The sequence below is a fragment of the Demequina litorisediminis genome (assembly GCF_030161615.1).
Classification (GTDB): Bacteria; Actinomycetota; Actinomycetes; order Actinomycetales; family Demequinaceae; genus Demequina; species Demequina litorisediminis.
In genome coordinates this window covers 2,512,351-2,532,927 of the sequence record NZ_BSUN01000001.1, presented here as the reverse complement: position 1 = coordinate 2,532,927, position 20,577 = coordinate 2,512,351, and the positions used below count along the sequence as shown (strand labels likewise).

The following is a 20,577-nucleotide window of genomic DNA, read 5'->3' as shown; positions in this document are numbered from 1 at the left end:
ACTCCTGCGTGCGGGCCTCGCGCGGCGAGTCAAGCACCTGGGACGCGGTGCCCTCCTCCACGACCACGCCGTCATCCATGAACACCACATGGTCGGCCACCTCGCGGGCGAACCCGATCTCGTGGGTCACCACGATCATCGTCATGCCAGCAGCGGCCAGGTCCTTCATGACGGCGAGCACCTCGCCCACCAGGCTCTGGGTCGAGCGCCGATGTGGGCTCGTCGAAAAGCATGATCTCGGGCTCCATCGCGAGCGCGCGGGCGATCGCCACGCGCTGCTGCTGGCCGCCCGAGAGCCTGCGCCGGGTAGTGGTCCGCACGGTCGGACAGGCCGACGCGTTCCAGCAGCGCCATCGCGGCGGAGCGAGCATCGGCCTTGCGAACTTTTTCACCTGTCGGGGTGCCTCCATCACGTTGTCCAGCGCCGTCATGTGCGGGAATAGGTGGAAGCGCTGGAAGACCATGCCCACACGTGACCGCTGGCGCGCGATGTCGCGCGGATGTAGACGCTGTAGGGTGGCGGTGCCGTCGGTGCCGACCTCGCGGTAGCCCAGGAGCTCGCCGTCGAGACGGACGGTGCCGCCCGTCAGTTCCTCGAGTTCGTTGACGCAACGCAGCAGGGTGGACTTTCCGGAGCCGGACGGCCCCAGCACCACGCAGACCTCGCCGCGGGCCACCGTCAGGTCAACTCCCTTCAGGACATGAAGGTCATCGAACACCTTGTGCGCCGCGCGCACCTCGACCATGGCCGATGCCTCGGTAGCCTCGCTCACGGCGTCACCTCCAAGAAGGGATCGTCGGTGGTGGTGTGGGAACCCGCGATCGCCGCCTGGCGCCCCATGCGGCGCGAGCGACGCTTGCGCGAGGGCTTCTCCCCCACTCCCTTGCCGTAGTACTGCTCCAAGTAGTGCTGTCCCACCATGAGGATCGAGGTGATGAGCAGGTACCAGAACGCCGAGACGATCAGCAGCGGGATGGGCAGGAAGATGCGGTTGCCGATCGCGTTCGTCGCGAACGTCAGGTCAAGCGTGAAGGGCACGGCCAGCACGAGCGACGTGGTCTTCAGCATCGAGATGGTCTCGTTGCCCGTGGGAGGCACGATCACGCGCATGGCCTGAGGGATGACGATCCTGCGCAAGATGGTGGAGTCCTTCATTCCGAGTGCCCGTGCGGCCTCGGACTGGCCGGCGTCCACCGAGTTCAGCCCGGCGCGCATGATCTCCGCGAGGTAGGCCGCTTCGTTGAGACCGAGGCCCAGCAGTGCCGCCCAGAACGCCGTGATGACGGCGGACGTCTGGAACGTCACGAACTCCGGCCCAAAGGGAATGCCGAGGCTGAGCGTCGGGTACAGGACCGAGATCAGGCCCCAGAACACCAGGCTGCGTGTAGATGGGGGTGCCGCGAAACAGCCAGATGTAGAACCAGGCTCGCGGAGCGCAGGACGGGGTTATCCGAGCGGCGCATGATCGCGAGGATCACGGCAAGGACCACACCGATCACCATCGACCCGAAGGTCAGGACGAGGGTCCAGCCGACACCGCGCATGACGCTGACGTCGCGCAGGTAGAGCCAGACGATGTCCCAGCGGAAGTTCGGGTTGGTGATGAGCCCGTGCAGCGCCATGGCGCCCAGCACGGCGAGCACCGCGGCGGCAATCCAGCGGCCGGGGCGCGGCACTGCGCGGGCGCGGATGCGGTTGGGGACCGGGTCAGACTGCGAGGTGGCGTTCATGAGTGACTCCTCGCCACCGCCGCGGCCGTCGCACGGACCGGGTTCCGTGCGACGGCCGCCTGCGGGGCGCATCGATATTAAGAGGCGGGGTTGACCTCGGCCGTGGTGAGGGCACCAGACTCGGTGCCCCACGCGGCGAGGATCTCCTCGAGCGTGCCATCATCCATGAGGCCCTGCAGGGCGGCGGCGATGGCGACGGTCAGGTCCGAGCCCTGGGCGGTGACGATGCCCTGCGGCGCGGCGTCGAGCGCGTCGCCCACCAGGCTCGGCGGCCGGCGGCCTGGCTCACGGCGTAGCCCGCCACGGGCGAGTCAGCAAAGAGCGCGTCTGCCTTGCCACCGACCACGTTGGTCGCGGCATCGGCGTTCGAGTCGTAGGCTCAGCACCTCGATGGCGTCGGCACCATCGGCCTCGCATGCGGCGCTCATCTCGCCCGCCTCGGACTCCTGGATGGTGCCGGTCTGCACGGCGATGGTGGTGCCGCACAGGTTGGCGGTGTCGATACCCGCGGGGTTTCCGGTCTGCACCGCCAGCGACGAGCCCGCGGTGAAGTACTGGGTCATGTCCACGACCTCGAGGCGCTCGGGCGTGATGGTGAACGACGAGATCCCTGCGTCGTACTTGGAGCCGATGCCGGGGATGATCGAGTCGAAGGCTGCGGTCGACACCTCGGCCTCGAGTCCGAGCGAGGCGGCGATGGCGTTCGACAGGTCAACGTCGTAGCCGATGGGCGTCTGGCCGTCCGCATCGAGGAACTCGGCGGGCGCGTAGGTGGTCTCCATGCCAACGCGCAGGACTCCCGACTCGACGATATCCGCGGGCAGCAGCGCGGCAGCCTCCTCGTTGACCTCGATCGCGGCGAGGTCGAAGCCCGCCGCAGCGGACGTCGACGCGCTGGGGTCGGCGGATGCCTCCACGTCCTGCGACGCGGTGGTGCAGGCGGTCAGGGCAAACGCGGTGGTGGCGAGAGCGGCCACGAGGGCAGGCTTGCGCATCAGGAATCTCCTTTGGAAGGGCGCGCGTGACTCGCGGGGACGCGGGTGGTTCTCACACCGCCGTGCGGCGCGCGGTACGCATAATCATACATCCCTATGCATAGTGCCGCCGACGGCGCCGCGGCGCGCGTGTGGCCCACGCGACGGGCCATCGCTCGGACTCACCGGTGCGGCGGCACCACCACGTGTTCGTCCTCGCCGCCCTCAGGCAAGTCCTCGCGTTCGGGACGACGCGCAAGGAAGACGATCGACGCCACCAGCCCGCCCCAGATCACCACCATCGACACCACCATCAGCGCCACCGCGGAGCCACTCATGCGACACCCCCAGGCGACTCGGCAGCGTGACCGTCGACCGCATCGGCCTCCCGCACGCCTGCGTCGCCGTGCTCCGGCGCAAGGCCCAACTGCGCACGCGAAGGCCACGGGTGGAACTCTCCATGATCCTTGGCCCACCTGAAGGCCGGCATGGCAAGCGCGACGACCGCGATGAAGCCCAGCGTTCCCCACCCAAAAACAGCCAGATACCAGGTGGGCAGGTCGCCATAGCCGTCCCGAATGAGCATGACGCACTTATCCACGAACATGTACAGCAGCAGGACCGCGACGAGGTTGATCACCACGCGCCACGTGCGGCCAACCGCGAAGGTGGACACGGCCGAGAGATGACGTGACAACTCGGGCCCACGCCTGGCGACCCACAGCGCGGCGCCGATCATGAGGACGGCGCCTGCGACGATGCCCAACTGGTTGGACCACTGGTCCACCACGTCCAGGAGGTACAGCCCCGTGGTGGTGCCGAATCCGACGATCGAGAGGACGGCTGAGGGAATCCCCACGGTCAGCGCCCCGCGCCGAGGCGACCATCCGAACTTGTCCTGGAGCGCCGCCGACACGGTCTGGAGCACGGAGACCAGTGACGTGAGGCCAGCGATCACGAGCGAGCCGAAGAACAGCGCCCCAAAGAGCTCCCCGCCTGGCATCTGTGCGATCACGGTGGGGAACGTGACGAAGGACAGCGTGACGCCCGTCAGGCCCTCGAGGTCCTCGACCGCCACGCCCTGCTGCGCCGCAAGGAAGCCGATGGTGGCGAAGACTCCGATGCCGGCGAGCAGTTCGAAGGAGCCTATTGCCGAATGCCACGACCAGGCCGGGGCTGGTGATGTTGGACCGCCTGCGCCGGTAGGAGGCATACGTGATCATGACGCCATAGGCGAGCGACAGCGAGAAGAAGATCTGTCCGTACGCAGCGATCCACACGTCGGGATCGGCGAGCGCCGCGAAGTCCGGGGTGAACAGGGCGTCGAGCCCCTGTGCCGCCCCGTCAAGGAACAGGGCGCGCACCACGAGCACCGAGAAGGTCACCACGAGCAGCGGGATGCCCACCACGTTGAGCCGCTCAACACCGTTGGCGACGCCGAGCCACAAGACCACGATGGTGACGACCCAGATGGCAGCGAGCGGGATCAGCACACCGGGCACGAAGTCCAGGCTGAAGCCGGGCTGCGCCAGGCTGCAGGAAATCGCGCTGGAAGAAGCCTGTGGGGTCATCGGCGTAGGAGAGGTCGAAGGCGAAGACGAAGTAACTGAGCGCCCAGGCGATGATGGCCGTGTAGTAGAGCCCGATGACGAAGCAGATCGCCACGTGCCACCAGCCCACGCCTTCCGCCCGTCTGGTGATGCGGCGAAAGCCAGCGGCGCGGAGCCGCGAAAGCGGTGGCCGATGCCGTGCTCCAGGAGCAGGATGGGGATACCCGCGGTCACGAGCGCCACCAGGTACGGGATCATGAACGCTCCCCCGCCGTGGTCGTACGCCTCGCCCGGGAATCGCCAGATGTTGCCCAGCCCCACCGCTGAGCCGATAGCCGCCAGGATGAAGGCCGTCTGGCCGGACCAATGCTCGCGCTTGTCCTTGACCTGAGCGCCACCGTCGCGTGCCATGCGCCACCTCGCGGGGTTGGGGCCGGGCGTCGCGCACCGGCCAGTCGGAGCCTGAACTGGCACCACGGTAGCGCGGGTGAGGGCGGCGCCGCGCAGGGTAATTCGCCCATAACGGACGTCGATCGTTACCCTCCTGTGACCTGTGGTCATTGACGAAGCGCTTCGACACGCTTACCTTTATCGAAGCGATTCGATTGTTGCCAACGCCAACGAAGGCGGACGCAGAAGTCCAGAACCACGAGGGAGTGAGCAATGGACACAGGGCACGCCCTGACCCCCGCGCATCGTCTGGAGACGACGCGATGACGAGCCAGATCACGGTCCGCGAGGCCGGAGCTCACCAGATGGAGAGCCACTCCTCGACCGAGAATGAGCCGCCCAGGCGCCGCAAAAAGTCCCTCGGCCTGGTGCTTCTCATTTCGCCGTTCCTCGTCCTGTGCTTCCTCTTCGCCTACTTCCCCCTGTATGGCTGGATCTACTCGCTGTACGACTACAAGCCCGCGCTGGGGCTGTCCGGCTCCGAGTTTGTGGGCCTTCAGTGGTTCGAGCTCCTGGTGAACTCCCCCGCCCAGGCTCGAGAAAATCCTTCAGGTCCTCACCAACACCCTCGCCATCGCCTTCCTCGGCATCCTCACCTCGGTGCTCCCGCTCATCTTCGCGGTGTTCCTCAACGAGGTCCGCGTCCCGTGGTTCCGCAACGCCGTGCAGACCCTCACGACGCTCCCCAATTTCATCTCCTGGGTGCTCGTCTACATGATCGCGTTTGCGATGTTCTCCTCCACGGGACTCGTCAACGACATCCTCATGGACTCGGGAATGATCACCGCCCCCGTGAACTTCCTCGACAGCGACCAACACGTATGGCTCGCCATGACGGGATGGAGCATCTGGAAGGGCCTCGGATGGGGAGCGATCATCTACCTCGCCGCCATCTCGGGCATCGACCCAGCACTGTACGAAAGCGCCAAGATGGACGGCGCCGGCCGGTTCCAGACCATGCGCCACATCACCATCCCGCAGGCTCATGCCCACCTACCTGGTGCTCCTGCTGCTGTCGATCGCCAACCTCCTGAACAACGGCATGGAGCAGTACTACGTGTTCCAAAACGCGTTCAACAAGGAACACATCGAGGTGCTCGACCTGTACGTCTACAACGTCGGCATGACCGGAAACTCGCTGTCGATGGCGACCGCGATCGGCATGCTCAAGTCGCTCATCTCCGTCGCCCTGCTGTTCACCGTCAACGGGATCGCCAAGCGCGTGCGCGGCGAGTCGCTCGTCTGAGGAGGCCGCCATGACCACCACCACCCAAACCTCACCCGGCACCGCGAAGGCGACCACCGCATCGGCCCCCGCAAGACCCTGGGCGAGATGACGTTCTCCACGCTCAACTACGCGGTGTTCCTGCTCCTCGTCGTCATCTGCGCGTACCCGTTCTACTACCTGATCATCAACTCGGTCAGCGCCAACGACGTCTCCGCGCTAGGCGACGTCCGCCTCTTCCCCGTGGGCTTCCACCTGTCCAACTTCGAGCAGGTGTTCCAGGCCAACGGGCTTCCGCTCGCCGCGGCGATCAGCGTGGCGCGCACCGTCATCGGCACCGTCGCCACGGTGCTCGCCTCCGCCTTTCTTGGCTTCATGTTCACCCAGGACCGGATGTGGGGACGGCGCTTCTGGTACCGCTTCGTGGTGGTCACGATGTACTTCAGCGCGGGCCTCATCCCGATGTTCATCATCATGAAGAACCTGGGACTGACCAACAACTTCTGGGTGTACGTGCTGCCCTTCGTGGTCCAGCCGTTCTTCATCGTGCTCGTCAAAACCTACGTCGAGGGCATGCCGCGCGAACTCCAGGAAGCCGCCGAGGTTGATGGCGCCGGCGTGCTGCGCACCTTCTTCATGATCTACCTGCCCAACATGACGCCCATCCTCGCGACGGTGGCGATCTTCGCGGCAGTGACCCAGTGGAACTCGTTCCAAGACACCCTGATCTACATCACGGATCAGAGCCTCTACACCCTGCAATACCTGCTGTACATGTTCATCAACCAGGCCAACTCGTTGGCCATGGCCGCCCAAAACGCGGGCGGCAACCTCTCCTCGATCGCGGATGCGGCGTCAACGCAGACCCCCACCTCGATCCGCATGACCGTGTCGGTGATCGTCATCCTGCCGATCATCTTCATCTACCCCCTCTTCCAGCGCTACTTCGTCAAGGGCATCATGCTCGGCGCGGTCAAGGGCTGACACCACCGCAGGAAAACACCGGAAAGGAAAGCAATGAAGCCTGAAGAGAACGATGGCGTTCACCGCCACCACTCTCCTTGCCGCGGGGGCCCTGGCAGCCTGCGGCTCGGACGAGCCCGAGGAGACCACCAGCGACGGGACCTCGGCCGATGCCGCCACCGCCGCCTTCCCCGAGAGCCTGGGACGAGGAGATCACCATCGACGTGTTCGATGGCCTCGCCAACTACATGGGAATGCAGGAGGGCTGGTTCGCCAAGGTCGTGAAGGACAAGTTCAACATGAACTTGAACATCATCGCCCCCAACGTCGCCGGCGGTGGAGACACCCTCTACAACACCCGCGTGGCGGCAGGAGACCTCGGTGACCTCATCATCACCGACAAGGGCGAGAAGCTCGACGAACTGATCGAGGGCGGGCTCGTCGCCGACGCCAGCGACTACTACGGCTCCATGGAGAACGCGGCCGTGTTCGACAAGGCCGTCCAGAAGGCTCAACGAGAACGCGGACGGCATCTACGGCCTCCCCACGCAGATCTCCACGATCCCTCCCACGCAGTCGTCGGAGGGCCTCGACCCCACCTTCGGACCTTTTGTGCGCTGGGACCTGTACGCGGAACTCGGATACCCGAACATCAGCACGCTCGAAGACCTGCTGCCCGTCCTCAAAGACATGCAGGATCTCCAGCCCGAGGGCGACAACGGCCAGAAGGCGTACGCCCTGTCCCTGTTCAAGGACTGGGACGGCAACATGATGAACAACGCCAAGCAGCCCGTGACGTTCTACGGCTACGACGAGCCTGGGCTTTGTCCTCGCCAAGGCCGATGGCTCCGACTTCCAGTCGATCCTCGAGCCCGACGGCGAGTACGTGCGGGCGCTGAAGTTCTACTACGAGGCGAACCAGCCTGGGCCTGGTGGACCCCGAATCCACCACCCAGAACTACGACACTCTGTTCTCGAAGTTCCAGAACGGACAGGTGCTGTTCTCCTGGTGGCCGTGGCTCGGCCAGTCCGCGTACAACACCGAGGGCAACACCGAGGCAGGCAAGGGCTTCATGATCGCCCCGATGGACGACATGAACGTGTTCTCCTACGGCGCCGAGGCGTACGGCGGCAAGCAGGTGCTCGCCATCGGCTCGCAGGCCGAGGACCCCGAGCGCATCGCCGCGTTCATCGACTGGCTGTACTCGCCCGACGGCACTTACATGAACAACTCCCAGACCATGGGCGCCGCGGGCCCCGAGGGCCTCACCTGGGAGATGGGCACCAACGGTGAACCGCAGGCTGACCGACTTTGGCCAGGAAGTGTTCCTGTCCGGCGACGGCCAGGTCCCCGAGGACTGGGGCGGCGGCAGCTACATCGACGGCACGTCCGCACTGAACGTGTCCGTGGTCCTGCCGAACGACACCGACCAGGCGACGGGCTTCCCGTTCGCCTACAAGTTCTGGCCGTCGTACCAGGAGGCTCACCGAGACGCCGCTGCAGTCGGACTGGTCCGCGCAGATGGACGACTCGACGAGCACCATGGAGTACCTGACGAACGCCGGTCAGATCACGGTGGCGCCCGGCGCCTCCTACACCGCCCCGGCGGACAGGCCGAGATCGAGACGCTACGCAACCAGATCAAGGACGTCATCGTCACCTACTCGTGGCAGATGAGCCTTCGCCAAGGACGACGCGCAGTTCCAGTCGCTCCTCGACGAACTGATCTCGAAGGCGGAGGGCCTGGGCTACGCGAAGGTCCTCGAGGTCGACATGGCCAACGCGCAGGCGCAGAACGACGCCCGCGTGGCGATGGCGGCCGAGTTCGAGTAACGGGTCGCTGAGCGACGCTCACCACACGATGCCCCGGGGTTCGCCCCCGGGGCATCGTCATGTGTGCCGGGGCCCCACAGCGTCGGGTGGGCGCCCTCGGGCCGGGGTTGGCGCTGTCGGGGTTGGCGCTGTCAGGACTGCCGGGTGAAGACGCCGCGCAGCAAGAACGAGGTGCCGTAGGCACCGAACGAGAAGCCGATGGTCAATACCAGGAACCACAAGGGCGGGAAGATGATGAGGAGCGAGACGACCGTCACCGGAACGAGGACAAGCGCGAAGGTGCGCAGAGGTTCCGCCCCCGGCAGGAGCAGCGCGTTCACCACCGTGCGGCGCACCGTGTTGCGGTAGCGCGCCACGAGAGCCATGGCGTACATGAAGGCGGTCGCGGCGTAGGCGGCGGCCAATGCGGACACACCTCCGGCGATGGTGCCAAGGATCGTGGGCTGCGAGAACCAGAAAATGGCCACGAACACCAGTGCGACCGCAGGCACGGCAAGCATCAGCATGGCGAGCGTGGCGGGCACGAAGTTGCGCTTGAACGCGGGAAAGAAGTCCGGTAGCGGCCTGCCACGCTCATCATCCGAGTAGCGCATCATCACCTCGAGCAGCGCGCTAGTGGCGGCGCCGATGGTCACGACGGGAATGCAGCACACGAGGTAGACCACGTTGAGGGCGACCAACTCGAGGAAGCCCGTGATGCCTTGCGAGGTGCGTCCGCCGGGGTCGATCTGCATCTCAGGAGCCTCCAGGGAAGGTCAGGCGGAGCGGTTCACGCGCCGCAAGAGTCACGGAGCGGCGCTCGCCGCTGGGCACAACGATGGAGACGGTACCCGCCGCCTCCGCGGTGAGAGTCGCGACCGCGATGGCGCCGTCTGTCCACGCGAGATCGACGCAAACACCGCCACGCGCCCTGAGGCCCCGCACCGAGCCGTCTCGCCACGACCCGGGCAGCGCTGGCAGGAGCCGCAAGACGCCGCCGTGGCTCTGGAGGAGCGCCTCGGCGACGCCAGCGGTCACACCCATGTTGCCGTCGATCTGGAACGGCGGGTGGGCGCTGAACAGGTTGGGGTAGACCCCTCCGCGATGCTCGGCCGCGTCGAGGGCGCCTTCCGCGGCCCGCAGCGCCATCTGCACGTGTTCCTCCACCAGAGCCGGGTCGCGGAGGCGGGTGGCCATCGCCATGCGCCATCCGAGCGCCCACCCCGTGGACTCGCGCCCGCGCGCCGCCATCGACACGGCGGCGGCGTCCGCGAGCGCCGGCGTGGCGTCGGGAGTGATCTGCGCCAACGGAAACAGCCCCACGAGGTGGGACAGGTGCCGATGCTGCGGCTCCGCCTCCGGCAGATCCTCGGCCCACTCGAGCACGGCGCCCGAGGGTCCGATGCGGGGGTCGGGAAGCATCGTGGCGAGGTCGACGAGCCGGTCGACGGCCTCCGAGGAGGCGTCCAGGGCATCGGCCGCCGCCGCGCAGACCGTGGCCAGTGAGCGCAGCAGCGCCACGTCCATCGTGGCGGACTCCGTGATCGCTCGCGGGAGGCCGTCGGCATCGAGGTAGGCGTTTTCGGGCGAGGCGGACGGGCTGGTCCAGGCGCGTATGTGGTCGGTCTGAATCCAGTCGGCGGCGAACCGTGCCGCACCTTCCAGGACGGGCCAGGCGTGAGAGCGTAGCCACGCCAAGTCGCCGCCCCAGAGATAGCGGTCCCACAGGTGGTGCGCGAGCCACACCCCACCCAGGGGCCAAAACGCCCAGGCCGGGTCGCCGTGACCGTCGCCCACGGGGGCCGCGTGCCCCCAGGCATCGGAATTGTGGTGGACGAGCCAGCCATCGGCGCCGTACAGGACCCGGGCGGCCTCACGGCCCGTGGTCGCGGCGACGCGTTCCACGAAATCGGTCAGCGGGGTGAGGCATTCCGTGAGCCCCGTGACCTCGGCTGGCCAGTACGCCATCTGCAGATTGATGTTGGTGGTGTACGCGCTCGACCAGGGGCCGGGCAGTTCCGCGTTCCAGATGCCCTGGAGGTTCGCGGGCAGGCCGCCGGGTTGCGATGAGGCGATCAAGAGATAGCGGCCGTAGTGGAACGCGAGGGCGACGAGGCCCGGGTCCGGGACGCTTTGCTGGCGGCCGATGCGGTCGACCGTGTCGAGCCCGAGCGCGTCTGCCCGCGCGGGAAGCACGAGCTCGCAGCGGTCGTACTGCTCGCGGTGGGCGGCGACGTGATGAGCGAGCAAGGCGTCGGCGTCACCCACCGTCTGCGCGGCGCCCACCACGGTCGCAGCACCGGTGCCGATGCCCTCCGCGATGGCGGGCGACGTGCCGGTGCCCACCAGCAGCACATGCTCCATGGTGCTCGCCGTGGTGAGCGCCATCGCCTCAAGGTCGAGGTGCGCCGCGGGAGTCATCGCCCGCAGGAGGAACTCGCCCGTGCGGCCGCGGTCGGGATCGAACCGGATGGGATCTTCGGGCTGTTCGTGCCCTGGGGCCACGTCAACGGGGAGGTCGAGGCTGAGCCGCAGGCCCCCAGCGTCCTCGGACGCGGTGGCGACGGGCAGAAGGCTCGACGCGACGGCGCGCAGCACCACGGGCGCATCGGCCACCACATGATGGACGAGGGCGCCGGTCGACATGCACGCCCACGTGCGGTGCGTCACGGCAACGCCGCCCGCCACGTACCGATGCTCGGCAACCCCCGTCCGCAGGTCGAGCGTGCGCGTGAAGCCGGCCACCGCATCGGCCGCGGGAAGGCCCTCGACGGTGATGTCGAGGGTTGCGACAGGCAGGAACGCCTGAGCCCAGGGTGTCTGCTGGGTGGCGACGAGGCGTTCGGCCTCGCCGATGTCGCCGCGTGCGATCGCCGCGCGGATGGCGGCCAGGATGGCGGGGCCGTCCGCCGGAAGGCCCCGCAGCGCGCCGCCAGGAGCAGGTCCAGACCAGGCGGTGGTGTCGTTGAGCCACAGTCGGGTGGAGCCGAGGCGTCCGGCGACCATGGCGGCCCGATGCCCGTTGCCGACCGGATAGGCGTCGAGCCAGCGGGCGGCGGGGGCGCTCGACCGGAGCAGGTGGGCGGACTCGAGGGACGACGTCGACGTGGTCACGCTCGTAGTATAGGCTCGAATCGTTGAAGCGCTTCGACGATTGACACGACAAGGACGTCATGACCACTCCCGACGCGGCCCCACGGCCCGGCACCGCGCCTGCAGGCACCTCCCAGGCGGGTACCTCGCAGGCAGGCACCTCCCTCATCGGCGGCTCTCGCCTGCTTTTTGGGGGCGACTACAACCCCGAGCAGTGGCCACGCGCCACCTGGGACGAGGACGTCCGCCTCATGGTCGAGGCGGGGGTCACCCTGGTGACGGTCGGGGTGTTCATGGGCCACTATCGAGCCACGCCCCGGCGAACGGCACTGGCAATGGCTCGACGACATCCTCGATCTGCTGCACGCGCACGGCATCGACGTCGACCTCGCGACACCCACGGCCTCTCCCCCGCCGTGGCTCGGCATCGACCACCCCGACACGTTGCCCGTCGACGCGCACGGCGTGCGGCTCGTGGCGGGCTCACGCAACCAGTTCTCGCCCGCCTCCACCGTGTACCGCGAGCACGCGCTGGCGATCACCCGCGACCTGGCGGAGCGCTACGTCAACCACCCCGCGGTGGTGATGTGGCACGTGGGCAACGAGTACGGGCAGGCTCGACTACGGCGACGAGGCCGCACGCGAGTTCCGCGCCTGGCTCGTGCGCCGCTACGGCAGCATCGACGAGCTCAACGAGGCGTGGGGCACCGCGGTGTGGTCGCAGGGGTACCGGTCGTTCGACGACGTGCTTCCTCCCCGCGCCATGCCCTACGTGGCGAACCCCACCCAGGCACTCGACTTCCGCCGCTACACCTCGGATCGCCTGCTCGCCTGCTATCGCGAGCCTGCGCGAGGCGATCCGTGCGGCGGGGGCGACGCAGCCCATCACCACCAACTTCATGGAGATCTTCGCTCACGCCGACTACTGGACGTGGGCCGAGCACGTGGACGTCGTCGCCGACGACGAGTATCCCGACCATGCGCGCGCGGATTCGCCGCAGCGCGTGGCGCTTGTGCAGGACCTGATGCGCTCGCTGCGCGGGGCCAGCCGTGGATGCTGATGGAGCAGGCCGTATCGGCCACCTCGTGGCGGGAACACAACCTGCCTAAGTCTCCGTCCCGGGCACGGCTCGACTCCCTGCAGGCGGTCGCCAGGGGCGCAGACGGGATCTGCTATTTCCAGTGGCGGCAGTCGCGCTACGGCTCCGAGCGCCACCACTCCGCGATGGTGCCCCACGCCGGCGCGGATACGGAGACGTTCCGGACTGTGACGGCGATGGGCGCCGACCTTCGGCGCCTCGCGCCCGTCGTGGGCGAACGGGTGACCGCGCGGGCCGTCCTCCTGTTCGACTGGCCCTCGTGGTGGGCGGCCTCGGAGCCCGGACGACCCACGTCCCGGCTCGACACCGTCGAGGAACTCGCGCGCTGGCACGGCGCCCTGTGGCGGCGGGGCATCGCGACCGACGTGGCGGCGCCTGGCGCGGACCTCGGCGGGTACGACCTCATCCTGGTGCCGCACTCGTACGTGTTGACGCCCGATGCCGCCGCGGGGCTCGAGGCAGCCGTCGCCCGCGGCGCCACCGTGGTGGTGGGGCCGTACTCGGGCGTCGCCGATGACCGCGGACACATCCTGCAGGGACGCTCCCCCGTGCTCCTTCGCGACACCCTCGGCGTCAGCGGCGAGGAGTGGTGCGCGTTGCCCGACGGCGACACGCGTGTGGAGGTGACGCCGCAGGGCGGCGGGGTTCTCGTCTTTGGCGATGACGGCGGCTCGGGCGATGACGGCGGCTCGGGTGATGACCGCGGCGCGGGTGGTGACCGCGGCTCAGGTGCAGCGGGTTCAGCGGGCGCCACGGATGCCACAGATGCCGCCTCGATTCTTGGCGAGCGACTTCGCTCCGATGGCGCCGAGGTGCTGGCCACGTTCGGCGAGGGCGTCCTGGCCGGGCTTCCCGCCCTCACGCGCCATACCCCCGCCGCCGCGGAAGGCGCGGGCCGCACCCCGGTACCACAGGCGCGGCCTGGTACCTCGGGGCGGTGATGTCCGACGGGCTACTCGACCGCGTCATCGGCCGAGCGGTAATCGAGGCCGGGGTGACAAGCCCGCTCGCCGAGGGCGCCGCACCGCCCAAGGACGTCGAGGCGATCCGCCGCGGCTCGATCCTGTTTCTGCTCCACCACGGCGAGGGTGAGGCACGCATCGGCCTCTCGTCGCCGCATCACGACCTGCTCACCGGGACACGGTTCGAGGGCGAGGCCGTCCTCCGGGCCGGCGACGTCCTCGCCCTGATTGAAGGAGATCACGCATGACCTCGACCATCGACGACACCGCCGTCGCCCTCCTGCCCTTCGGCGACACGTCGCTCAGCATCGAAGAGCGGGCGCGCGACCTCGTCGGGCGACTCACCCCCGAGGAACGGGTCGCGATGCTGCATCAGGCGATGCCCGCCGTCGAGCGCCTGGGGGTTTCCGAGTATCGCACCGGCTGCGAGGCGCTCCATGGCGCGGCATGGATGGGCAACGCCACGGTGTTTCCGCAGCCGGTGGGGCTGGCCGCGACCTGGGATACCGACCTGATCGAACGCGTGGGTGCGGTCGCCGCGACCGAGGTGCGGGCCAAGCGGTCCGAGAACCCCTGGTCAGCCTCAATGTGTGGGCGCCCGTGGTGAACACGCTGCGGCATCCCGCATGGGGTCGCAACGAGGAGGGGTACTCGGAGGACCCGCACGTGACGGGGCTGTTCGGCGCCGCGTATGCGCAAGGGTTACGCGGCCGGCACCCTCTGGTGTGGCGCACGGCTCCGTCGCTCAAGCACTTCTTGGGCTACTCCAATGAGACGGATCGCTCGGTCACGAGTTCCGAGATGTCACTCAGGACGCTCCACGAGGAGGAATTGCCTGCGTTCCGTGAGGCGATCGAGACCGGAGTGGGCGCGGGCATGATGCTGTCCTACAACCGGGTTAACGGCACGGCGGCCCACACGCAGCCTGAGCCTGGTGGCGGAGGCGCGGTCGTGGGCTCCGGAGTCTCAGACGATGGTGTCGGATGCGGGTGCGCCCACGTTCCTGGTGACGACTCAGCGCGAGGTGGCCGGTCACGTCGAGGCCGCGGCGAAGCCTGCTCGGATCGGGGCTCGACTCGTTCACCGACAACGACGCGGATGCGCAACCCACCATCAGTTACGTGACGCAGGCGCTGGCCGACGGCTCGCTCGACACCGCGACGGTGGATGCGGCCGTGACACGGCTCATGGAGATGCGGCTGCGCACCGGCGAGTTCGACGGCGCCGAGGACCCGTACGCAGGCATTGCGGCCGCGGACATCGACGGGCCGGGTGCCCGTGGTGGCGCGTGAAGCCGCAGGCAAGTCCGTAGTGGTGCTGCGCAACGCCGCGGGCGTGCTGCCCCTGGCCGCGCCGTCGTGCGTCGCGGTGGTGGGCCCCATGGCCGATGCGGTGCTCACGGACTGGTACTCCGGGACGCCGCCGTATGCCGTCGGGATCGGGGCCGCGCTGCGCGAGCGCTATCCCGAGGCAACGGTCGAGGTGGCCACCGGGGCGGACACCGTCACGTTGCGAGCACACTCGTCGTGGGCTTACCTGGCGACCGATGAAGAAGGATCCGCCGTGCTCGCCGATGGTGCTGACGGCGGCGCCGACGCCGCGCTGTGGGACGTCACGGACTGGGGCGACGGGCTCCTCTCGCTGCGGTCGCGCGCGAGCGGCAACTTGCTGACCGGAGGTGCGTGGCCGATGCGTGCCGACGCCACTCGCGTGGGCGGCTGGGTGGTCCAGGAGAGCCTTCCGACGTCACGTGCACGCCGACGGCGCTTGGTCGCTGCTTCACCTTGGCTCGGGCCGCTGGGTTCGGGCCATGCGCGACAACGGCCTTCTCGCGGCCGATGCCGTCACGCTTGCCGACGCGGAGCGCTTCACCGCGCGCGTGGTGACGTCCGGCGCTGCCGAGGTGGCGCGGGCCGCCGCGGCCGCTGACGTGGTGGTCGCGGCGGTCGGCAATGACCCGCACCTCGCGGGGCGCGAGACCGAGGACCGTCCTCATCTGTGGCTGCCCGAGGCCGCGGCCGAGGTCTGGCGCACGGCACGGGGCGTGAACGCCGCCACCGTGCTCACGATCGTGTCGAGTTACCCCTACGTGCTCGGCGGCGACCTTGCGCAGGCCGAGACGGTCGTGTGGTCGAGCCACGGCGGACAGGAACTGGGCCACGGGGTCGTGGACGTCCTCACGGGAGACCGGGAGCCGACGGGTCGGCTTGCGCAGGCGTGGCCTGCGTCCCCCGAGCAGGCCGGCGACCTGTTCGACTACGACACGTGGCGGCAGCAGGCGACGTACCGACACCAGCCCGCGGAGCACCTGTTCCCGTTCGGCCACGGCTGCACCTACGGCGACGTGACGTACGGGCCGGTGACGTTTGGTCCGGGCGCCGCGGGCGACGATGCGGACGCGGGATGGGGCGTGGTCGCCGAAGATTCTGGAGGGTCTGACGCGTCCGCAGTGTCGGCTGTCTCTGTGGCATCGGCGGGGCCTGTGGCATCGCCTGTGTCTGTGGTGGCGCCGGCGCCGACGCACACCCACGCCTCCTTCCGCTGCCGCGACGGCGAGCCGACGGTGCGCGCGAAGGTCTCGGTCAGCAACGACGGGACGCGAAGCGCCGATGAACTCGTGCAGCCTGTACGTGGTGCGCGATGAGGCCCTGCCGATTCCGACTCCCCTACGGCTGCTGGTGGCGTACGAGCGAGTGCGGCTCGAGCCGGGCGAGACGACCGTGGTGGATCTCGAGTTCCCCCTGTCGCGGCTGGCTGTGTGGGACGACACGCTGCGGTTGGAGGGCGCGGTCGACGATTGGCTCCACCAGGGTGCCCTGCGTGTTCAGGCGGGACGCTACGGGCTGGCGGCGGGGCCATCGGCCGGATACCTCCGCCCGACCGCAGAACTCACGGTCCACACCGCGTAGCGCACGGCACAGGCACAGGAACAGGCACGGGGCACGGGGCACGGGGCACGGGGCACGGGGCACGGGCATAGGCAAGCGGAAACAGGCGCAGGTCCGACGAGGCGTGCACGGGCACAACGTCGACGGACCCCTCTCCGGCCCGTGTCAGGCGTGGAGCAGCGCGTTGGCTCGGTCGTGTTCCTCGGGGCTCGGGTAGGGGTCGTCGAACCGTTCGGGCGTGCTCGCTAGCCACTCGGCGATGAGCGCGTCGTCGCGGAAGGTCTCCCAGTCGTCTCGGGGAGGTGGGTCAAGGTCGATGGCGAGCGCAGCGTTGCCTCCCACGAATGCCGTCGCGTCGTCTCCGCCTGGCGGGGTGAACGTCACGGTTCCGCCGATCACATCGATGCGCCACCCGTAGCGATGCACGTCGTGGTGGCATCGGGTGCAGAGCAGCACACCGTTGTCGATGTCGGTAGCGCCGCCGTGCTCCCACCACCGAATGTGGTGCGCCTCGCAGTGCGAGACGGGCGCGCCGCAGCGTGCGCATCCGCCGTCACGGTGGGCCAGCGCCACTCGCTGTGCGAACGTGAAACCGCGACGCCTGCGACCCTGGCGAAGCACGTTGCCGTCGTCATCCAGGATCTCGGCGATGATGCCGGCGTCTCCGTTCAGGAGTCGCACCGCCTCGAAGGACACAGGCGTGGCGATGCCGTCGATGGAACCGACGCCCTCGCCGCGCTCCCGCACCCGCTGGTCGACACGCACCACGAGCGTGGTGCGAAAACCGCTCTGATGCATCTGCGTACACCCGAGCGCGTGGCGCGCAAGGGTGTGGAGCGCGTCCGCACGGATCTGCCCCACCGTGCGCGTCTCGGCAGCGGGGTCCTCCTGGCGACCCTGCTTGCGGATCTCTGTCGTCGAGAGCCTGGGACAGGACTTCGATGATCGGAGCGGCGGTGACCACGTCCATGTTTCCGTGGAAGGTGACCATGCCGGACACGTCTTCCTTCCACCAGAAGTACCGCTCATCGTGGTGACGACGCTCGCGTTCCACAAGCGCAGCATGGTCCACGCGCGCGATGGCCATCGCGACGGCCTTCTTCATGCGTGCCACGGACAGTTCACGAGCCTTGGCGACAAACGTCGCCTCCACACGCGCGAGGTAGTCATCGTCGACTCGTCCCTCGAGCAACTTGAGCCCCTGGACGATGACGGCAGCCATCTCGACCGACAGGTCGCCCGCCGTCTGTCCCGCCGCCACCAACGGAAATCGCGGCCGCACCTGCGGCGCAACGCCACCCAAGCCACCGGCGCCACCGGCGACCTCACCACCGCCACTGACCCCGCCAACCTGACCAGGAGCATCGGCCGCCTGCGATACGGGCACGAGGCGGAACGCTTCGCCCGCCTCGATGGATCGCTTCGCACGGCCAGGCGATCCGCCGGTGAAGTGCGACACCATGCCGCCCGCATTGCCGTGGCCCTCGCGCCGCGCGAAGCCGCCACCGCGTTCGGCGGGGTCAGAACGCCGCGCCACCTCGCCCGCGTACTTCGACCCGAGCGCGCCCGCGACCTTCTCGAGCCGCCCAACGGCCTGGAGCCTGATCGAGCAGGGCGTCGCGCGACAGCGCGGAGACGTCAGCGTCGATGAGCCCCTGGATCAGGGAACTCACCCGCTCGATCTCGGTCGCTGTCAACGTCATGACTCCATCACATCAGAGGGGTCTGACATTGCGGCGCTGGTCCACAATGACCTCATGGCCTCCCCCACTGAGCCCCCACGCCTCACCGTCGCTGACGCATCGGCCTGGCGCACCTGGCTCGACGAGAATGAGGACACGTCCGACGGCGTCTGGCTCACCCTGACGAAGAAGGCGGGCTCGCCGGACACGACGGTCACGTACGCCCAGGCCCTCGACGAGGCGCTGTGCAGCGGCTGGATCGACGGCCGCCGGCGCTCCCTCGACGAGCGCACCTTTCAGCAGCACTTCACGCCCAGGCGCGCGCGGTCCATCTGGTCCCAGCGCAATGTTGGCCTTGTCGCGGCCCTCACGGATCAGGGCAGGATGCGCCCACGCGGGCAGGCGGAGATTCACCGAGCCAAGGCGGACGGCCGCTGGGACCGCGCCTACGCGGGTCAGGCCACGATGACGGTGCCAGAGGACCTCGTCTCTGCACTCGCGGCGGTGCCTGGAGCATCGGCCGCATTCGGTGCCCTGCCACGCGCGGAACGCTTCACCCTCCTGCACCAGGTGACCACCGCGCCCGATGCAGCCAAGCGTCTGGCACGGATCGCCAAGACGGTGGGGCAGGTCACCCCCGACTGACCCTGCCAGACTGACCTCATGCCTTCCCAGGACGCCGCCTCCGCCAGCGCGCTCACGACCGACCAGTACGAGCCGACGATGGCGGCCAGCCACCTCGCGCAGGGCCGCACGGCCCCGGCGACGTTCGACCTGTTCGTCCGACGCCTGCCGCCTGAGCGCCGGTTCCTGGTCACGGCCGGTCTCGCCGACGCTCTCGAGTATCTCGAGAACCTGCGCTTCACGGCCGATGACGTCGACTACCTCGCGAGCCTCGGCACCTTCAGGACGGATTTCCTGGATTACCTGCGGGGATTCCGTTTCACGGGAGACGTGTGGGCGATGGCGGAGGGTGAGGTGGCGTTCCCTGGTGAGCCTCTCGTCCGCGTCACCGCGCCCTTGATCGAGGCGCAGATCGTCGAGACGGCCCTGCTGACGTTCATCGGGCACCAGACAGCGATCGCGTCCAAGGCCGCTCGCGTGGCCCTCGCCTGCGGCGACCGTACCTTTGTTGACTTCGCGGCCCGCAGGGCACACGGGCCCGAGGCCGCCCTCACGGGGGCCCGCGCCGCCTACCTGGCGGGGGCATCGGCCACCAGCAACGTCCTCGCAGGCAAGCGCTACGGCATCCCGCTGAGCGGCACGATGGCGCACGCGTACGTCATGTCCTACGCCGACGAGCGCGACGCGTTCCGCGCCTTTGCCCGCGACTTCCCCGAGGCGTCGGTGCTGCTGATCGACACGTACGACACGCTGCAGGGGGCACGTCACGTGGTCGAGGTGGCGCGCGAACTCGCCGCCGAGGGCATCAGCATCCTGGGCGTGCGCATCGACTCGGGGGATCTGGCGGCGCTGTCGGCGCAGGTGCGGGCCATCCTTGACGCAGGCGGACTGCACGAGGTGCGCATCGTCGCGAGCTCCGATCTCGACGAGCACCGCATCACCGACCTGCTCCAGGCGGGTGCGCCGATCGACGCGTTCGGCGTCGGCACGCAGATGGGTGTTTCCGCCGATGCTCCCGCCCTCAGCGCCGTCTACAAGCCTGGTCGAGTACGACGGCAGGCCGGTGCAGAAACTCTCGCCCGGCAAGGCCTCGCTGCCCGGGCGCAAGCAGGTGTGGCGAACTGAACGGGACGGGCTCATCCTGGGTGACACGGTCGGGCTCGCAGCGGAGACGCGCATCGACGGCAGGCCGATGCTCGCTCAGGTCATCGCCGACGGTCGCCGTCTCGACGGCACCGGCTTCGGCTCACTGGCCGATGCTCGGGCTCGGTGCGCGGAGGGACTCGCCTCACTTCCGCCGCGGCTGCGGGCTCTGGGGCGAAGCGAGGACGCTGCACCGGTGAGCGTGTCCGCGGAACTCGCAGAGTTCAGCCGGACTGACGCTTCCTGAGGCGCTCTGACCACTTCTTCTGGGGGACTTTTCGGACGTCGCGGGACGAAACCCTCAGCATGGGCGAGGCGTGTCAGCGCGGCGTCGTAATCTCAGGTCGCCGCCTTACTCTGGGCGGCAGTTCCCGCTGGG

24 protein-coding genes and 8 pseudogenes are annotated in these 20,577 nt (G+C 68.6%); 19 read left to right on the top strand and 13 right to left on the bottom strand.

Going from position 1 to position 20,577, the window contains the following annotated elements; all coding sequences use genetic code 11:
- Positions 1–71: 71 nt before the first annotated feature.
- The 8 genes and pseudogenes from QQK48_RS15475 to QQK48_RS20540 form a co-directional block, all read right to left on the bottom strand.
- Positions 72–773: an amino acid ABC transporter ATP-binding protein gene (locus QQK48_RS15475; protein ID WP_284329038.1), complete on the bottom strand. Its 702-nt coding sequence runs from the start codon at positions 771–773 to the stop codon at positions 72–74.
- A pseudogene (locus QQK48_RS15470) lies at positions 770–1,731 on the bottom strand (amino acid ABC transporter permease). Before QQK48_RS15470 ends, QQK48_RS15475 begins: the two are co-directional and overlap by 4 nt.
- A gap of 77 nt (positions 1,732–1,808) precedes the next feature.
- A complete protein-coding gene (locus QQK48_RS15465) occupies positions 1,809–1,991 on the bottom strand; it encodes a hypothetical protein (protein ID WP_284329037.1) in 183 nt (60 codons plus the stop codon).
- Positions 1,992–2,042: 51 nt separating this feature from the next.
- Positions 2,043–2,726 (bottom strand): transporter substrate-binding domain-containing protein, encoded by a 684-nt coding sequence (locus QQK48_RS15460; RefSeq protein ID WP_284329036.1) that lies wholly within the window; start codon positions 2,724–2,726, stop codon positions 2,043–2,045.
- A gap of 161 nt (positions 2,727–2,887) precedes the next feature.
- Entirely contained in the window at positions 2,888–3,043 is a 156-nt protein-coding gene (locus tag QQK48_RS15455; RefSeq protein ID WP_284329035.1) for a methionine/alanine import family NSS transporter small subunit, read from the bottom strand.
- Complete coding sequence (locus tag QQK48_RS20550; protein ID WP_348523676.1) at positions 3,040–3,918, bottom strand: SLC5/6 family protein; 879 nt, start codon at positions 3,916–3,918, stop codon at positions 3,040–3,042. Before QQK48_RS20550 ends, QQK48_RS15455 begins: the two co-directional genes overlap by 4 nt.
- Positions 3,911–4,159 (bottom strand): annotated as a pseudogene (locus QQK48_RS20545) (sodium-dependent transporter); the annotation flags it as partial. The pseudogene QQK48_RS20545 and the gene QQK48_RS20550, both read right to left, overlap by 8 nt.
- Positions 4,125–4,666, bottom strand: a pseudogene (locus QQK48_RS20540) (hypothetical protein). The pseudogenes QQK48_RS20540 and QQK48_RS20545, both read right to left, overlap by 35 nt.
- A gap of 639 nt (positions 4,667–5,305) precedes the next feature.
- Here QQK48_RS20540 and QQK48_RS15445 point away from each other — a divergent pair.
- From QQK48_RS15445 to QQK48_RS15425, 5 genes and pseudogenes are all read left to right on the top strand, one after another.
- Positions 5,306–5,629, top strand: a pseudogene (locus QQK48_RS15445) (sugar ABC transporter permease); the annotation flags it as partial.
- A gap of 61 nt (positions 5,630–5,690) precedes the next feature.
- The gene (locus QQK48_RS15440; RefSeq protein ID WP_284329483.1) at positions 5,691–5,951 is read left to right on the top strand and encodes a hypothetical protein; all 261 of its coding nucleotides are present in this window, start codon (positions 5,691–5,693) and stop codon (positions 5,949–5,951) included.
- Positions 5,952–6,038: 87 nt separating this feature from the next.
- Entirely contained in the window at positions 6,039–6,914 is an 876-nt protein-coding gene (locus QQK48_RS15435) for a carbohydrate ABC transporter permease (protein WP_284329034.1), read from the top strand.
- 149 nt (positions 6,915–7,063) lie between these two features.
- On the top strand, positions 7,064–7,792 hold the full coding sequence (locus QQK48_RS15430) for a type 2 periplasmic-binding domain-containing protein (RefSeq protein WP_284329033.1): 729 nt from the start codon (positions 7,064–7,066) through the stop codon (positions 7,790–7,792).
- Between the two features lie 33 nt (positions 7,793–7,825).
- Complete coding sequence (locus tag QQK48_RS15425) at positions 7,826–8,449, top strand: type 2 periplasmic-binding domain-containing protein (RefSeq protein WP_284329032.1); 624 nt, start codon at positions 7,826–7,828, stop codon at positions 8,447–8,449.
- Positions 8,450–8,858: 409 nt separating this feature from the next.
- Here the strand turns inward: QQK48_RS15425 and QQK48_RS15420 are convergent, their stop codons facing one another.
- Together QQK48_RS15420 and QQK48_RS15415 are read right to left on the bottom strand one after the other, a co-directional pair.
- Positions 8,859–9,461, bottom strand: coding sequence for a YesL family protein (locus QQK48_RS15420; protein ID WP_284329031.1), 603 nt, complete (start codon positions 9,459–9,461; stop codon positions 8,859–8,861).
- Position 9,462: 1 nt separating this feature from the next.
- On the bottom strand, positions 9,463–11,820 hold the full coding sequence (locus QQK48_RS15415; protein WP_284329030.1) for a glycosyl hydrolase family 95 catalytic domain-containing protein: 2,358 nt from the start codon (positions 11,818–11,820) through the stop codon (positions 9,463–9,465).
- Positions 11,821–11,879: 59 nt separating this feature from the next.
- Between QQK48_RS15415 and QQK48_RS22210 the strand changes: the two are divergent.
- The 11 genes and pseudogenes from QQK48_RS22210 to QQK48_RS20505 form a co-directional block, all read left to right on the top strand.
- Positions 11,880–12,363 (top strand): annotated as a pseudogene (locus QQK48_RS22210) (beta-galactosidase); the annotation flags it as partial.
- A gap of 97 nt (positions 12,364–12,460) precedes the next feature.
- Positions 12,461–12,583, top strand: a pseudogene (locus QQK48_RS15405) (beta-galactosidase); the annotation flags it as partial.
- Between the two features lie 115 nt (positions 12,584–12,698).
- Positions 12,699–13,036 (top strand): annotated as a pseudogene (locus QQK48_RS22205) (beta-galactosidase); the annotation flags it as partial.
- On the top strand, positions 13,025–13,840 hold the full coding sequence (locus QQK48_RS15395) for a beta-galactosidase (protein WP_431308436.1): 816 nt from the start codon (positions 13,025–13,027) through the stop codon (positions 13,838–13,840). The pseudogene QQK48_RS22205 and the gene QQK48_RS15395, both read left to right, overlap by 12 nt.
- A complete protein-coding gene (locus QQK48_RS15390; protein WP_284329029.1) occupies positions 13,837–14,109 on the top strand; it encodes a hypothetical protein in 273 nt (90 codons plus the stop codon). The genes QQK48_RS15395 and QQK48_RS15390 overlap by 4 nt, the downstream gene beginning before the upstream one ends.
- Positions 14,106–14,468, top strand: a complete 363-nt coding sequence (locus QQK48_RS20530; protein WP_348523675.1) for a glycoside hydrolase family 3 N-terminal domain-containing protein — start codon at positions 14,106–14,108, stop codon at positions 14,466–14,468. The genes QQK48_RS15390 and QQK48_RS20530 overlap by 4 nt, the downstream gene beginning before the upstream one ends.
- The gene (locus QQK48_RS20525) at positions 14,462–14,986 is read left to right on the top strand and encodes a glycoside hydrolase family 3 N-terminal domain-containing protein (RefSeq protein ID WP_348523674.1); all 525 of its coding nucleotides are present in this window, start codon (positions 14,462–14,464) and stop codon (positions 14,984–14,986) included. Before QQK48_RS20530 ends, QQK48_RS20525 begins: the two co-directional genes overlap by 7 nt.
- Complete coding sequence (locus tag QQK48_RS20520; protein WP_348523673.1) at positions 14,983–15,153, top strand: hypothetical protein; 171 nt, start codon at positions 14,983–14,985, stop codon at positions 15,151–15,153. Before QQK48_RS20525 ends, QQK48_RS20520 begins: the two co-directional genes overlap by 4 nt.
- Complete coding sequence (locus QQK48_RS20515) at positions 15,140–15,790, top strand: glycoside hydrolase family 3 C-terminal domain-containing protein (RefSeq protein WP_348523672.1); 651 nt, start codon at positions 15,140–15,142, stop codon at positions 15,788–15,790. The genes QQK48_RS20520 and QQK48_RS20515 overlap by 14 nt, the downstream gene beginning before the upstream one ends.
- The gene (locus QQK48_RS20510; RefSeq protein ID WP_348523671.1) at positions 15,672–16,505 is read left to right on the top strand and encodes a glycoside hydrolase family 3 protein; all 834 of its coding nucleotides are present in this window, start codon (positions 15,672–15,674) and stop codon (positions 16,503–16,505) included. The genes QQK48_RS20515 and QQK48_RS20510 overlap by 119 nt, the downstream gene beginning before the upstream one ends.
- Positions 16,471–16,770, top strand: a complete 300-nt coding sequence (locus tag QQK48_RS20505; RefSeq protein ID WP_348523670.1) for a fibronectin type III-like domain-contianing protein — start codon at positions 16,471–16,473, stop codon at positions 16,768–16,770. The genes QQK48_RS20510 and QQK48_RS20505 overlap by 35 nt, the downstream gene beginning before the upstream one ends.
- Positions 16,771–16,914: 144 nt before the next feature.
- Here QQK48_RS20505 and QQK48_RS22200 read toward each other — a convergent pair whose 3' ends face one another.
- The 3 genes and pseudogenes from QQK48_RS22200 to QQK48_RS15370 all read right to left on the bottom strand — a co-directional run bounded on the left by QQK48_RS22200 (position 16,915) and on the right by QQK48_RS15370 (position 18,452).
- The gene (locus QQK48_RS22200; RefSeq protein WP_284329426.1) at positions 16,915–17,778 is read right to left on the bottom strand and encodes an HNH endonuclease signature motif containing protein; all 864 of its coding nucleotides are present in this window, start codon (positions 17,776–17,778) and stop codon (positions 16,915–16,917) included.
- Positions 17,666–18,211, bottom strand: a pseudogene (locus QQK48_RS22195) (DUF222 domain-containing protein); the annotation flags it as partial. The pseudogene QQK48_RS22195 and the gene QQK48_RS22200, both read right to left, overlap by 113 nt.
- Before the next feature lie 58 nt (positions 18,212–18,269).
- Positions 18,270–18,452: a hypothetical protein gene (locus tag QQK48_RS15370; RefSeq protein ID WP_284329482.1), complete on the bottom strand. Its 183-nt coding sequence runs from the start codon at positions 18,450–18,452 to the stop codon at positions 18,270–18,272.
- A 54-nt stretch (positions 18,453–18,506) separates the two neighbouring features.
- On the opposite strand from QQK48_RS15370, the gene QQK48_RS15365 reads away from it, so the two are divergent.
- From QQK48_RS15365 to QQK48_RS15355, 3 genes are read left to right on the top strand one after another with little or no spacing between them, the layout of a single operon-like run.
- Positions 18,507–19,076, top strand: coding sequence for a YdeI/OmpD-associated family protein (locus QQK48_RS15365; protein ID WP_284329028.1), 570 nt, complete (start codon positions 18,507–18,509; stop codon positions 19,074–19,076).
- Between the two features lie 18 nt (positions 19,077–19,094).
- A complete protein-coding gene (locus QQK48_RS15360; protein ID WP_284329027.1) occupies positions 19,095–20,180 on the top strand; it encodes a nicotinate phosphoribosyltransferase in 1,086 nt (361 codons plus the stop codon).
- Entirely contained in the window at positions 20,167–20,445 is a 279-nt protein-coding gene (locus QQK48_RS15355) for a hypothetical protein (RefSeq protein WP_284329026.1), read from the top strand. The genes QQK48_RS15360 and QQK48_RS15355 overlap by 14 nt, the downstream gene beginning before the upstream one ends.
- Positions 20,446–20,577: the final 132 nt, after the last annotated feature.

Excerpts from the sequence above, each read along its gene's own strand:
- QQK48_RS15430 (WP_284329033.1), top strand. The coding sequence starts at position 7,064 with ATGCCGCCACCGCCGCCTTCCCCGAGAGCCTGGGACGAGGAGATCACC.
- QQK48_RS15370 (WP_284329482.1), bottom strand. The coding sequence starts at position 18,452 with ATGACGTTGACAGCGACCGAGATCGAGCGGGTGAGTTCCCTGATCCAG.
- QQK48_RS20505 (WP_348523670.1), top strand. The coding sequence starts at position 16,471 with ATGAACTCGTGCAGCCTGTACGTGGTGCGCGATGAGGCCCTGCCGATT.
- QQK48_RS22200 (WP_284329426.1), bottom strand. The coding sequence starts at position 17,778 with ATGAGCGGTACTTCTGGTGGAAGGAAGACGTGTCCGGCATGGTCACCT.
- QQK48_RS20530 (WP_348523675.1), top strand. The coding sequence starts at position 14,106 with ATGACCTCGACCATCGACGACACCGCCGTCGCCCTCCTGCCCTTCGGC.
- QQK48_RS15435 (WP_284329034.1), top strand. The coding sequence starts at position 6,039 with ATGACGTTCTCCACGCTCAACTACGCGGTGTTCCTGCTCCTCGTCGTC.
- QQK48_RS15365 (WP_284329028.1), top strand. The coding sequence starts at position 18,507 with ATGGCCTCCCCCACTGAGCCCCCACGCCTCACCGTCGCTGACGCATCG.
- QQK48_RS15455 (WP_284329035.1), bottom strand. The coding sequence starts at position 3,043 with ATGAGTGGCTCCGCGGTGGCGCTGATGGTGGTGTCGATGGTGGTGATC.
- QQK48_RS20510 (WP_348523671.1), top strand. The coding sequence starts at position 15,672 with ATGCGCGACAACGGCCTTCTCGCGGCCGATGCCGTCACGCTTGCCGAC.
- QQK48_RS15360 (WP_284329027.1), top strand. The coding sequence starts at position 19,095 with ATGCCTTCCCAGGACGCCGCCTCCGCCAGCGCGCTCACGACCGACCAG.
- QQK48_RS15440 (WP_284329483.1), top strand. The coding sequence starts at position 5,691 with ATGCCCACCTACCTGGTGCTCCTGCTGCTGTCGATCGCCAACCTCCTG.
- QQK48_RS15460 (WP_284329036.1), bottom strand. The coding sequence starts at position 2,726 with ATGCGCAAGCCTGCCCTCGTGGCCGCTCTCGCCACCACCGCGTTTGCC.
- QQK48_RS20550 (WP_348523676.1), bottom strand. The coding sequence starts at position 3,918 with ATGCCTCCTACCGGCGCAGGCGGTCCAACATCACCAGCCCCGGCCTGG.
- QQK48_RS15420 (WP_284329031.1), bottom strand. The coding sequence starts at position 9,461 with ATGCAGATCGACCCCGGCGGACGCACCTCGCAAGGCATCACGGGCTTC.
- QQK48_RS15395 (WP_431308436.1), top strand. The coding sequence starts at position 13,025 with ATGGTGCCCCACGCCGGCGCGGATACGGAGACGTTCCGGACTGTGACG.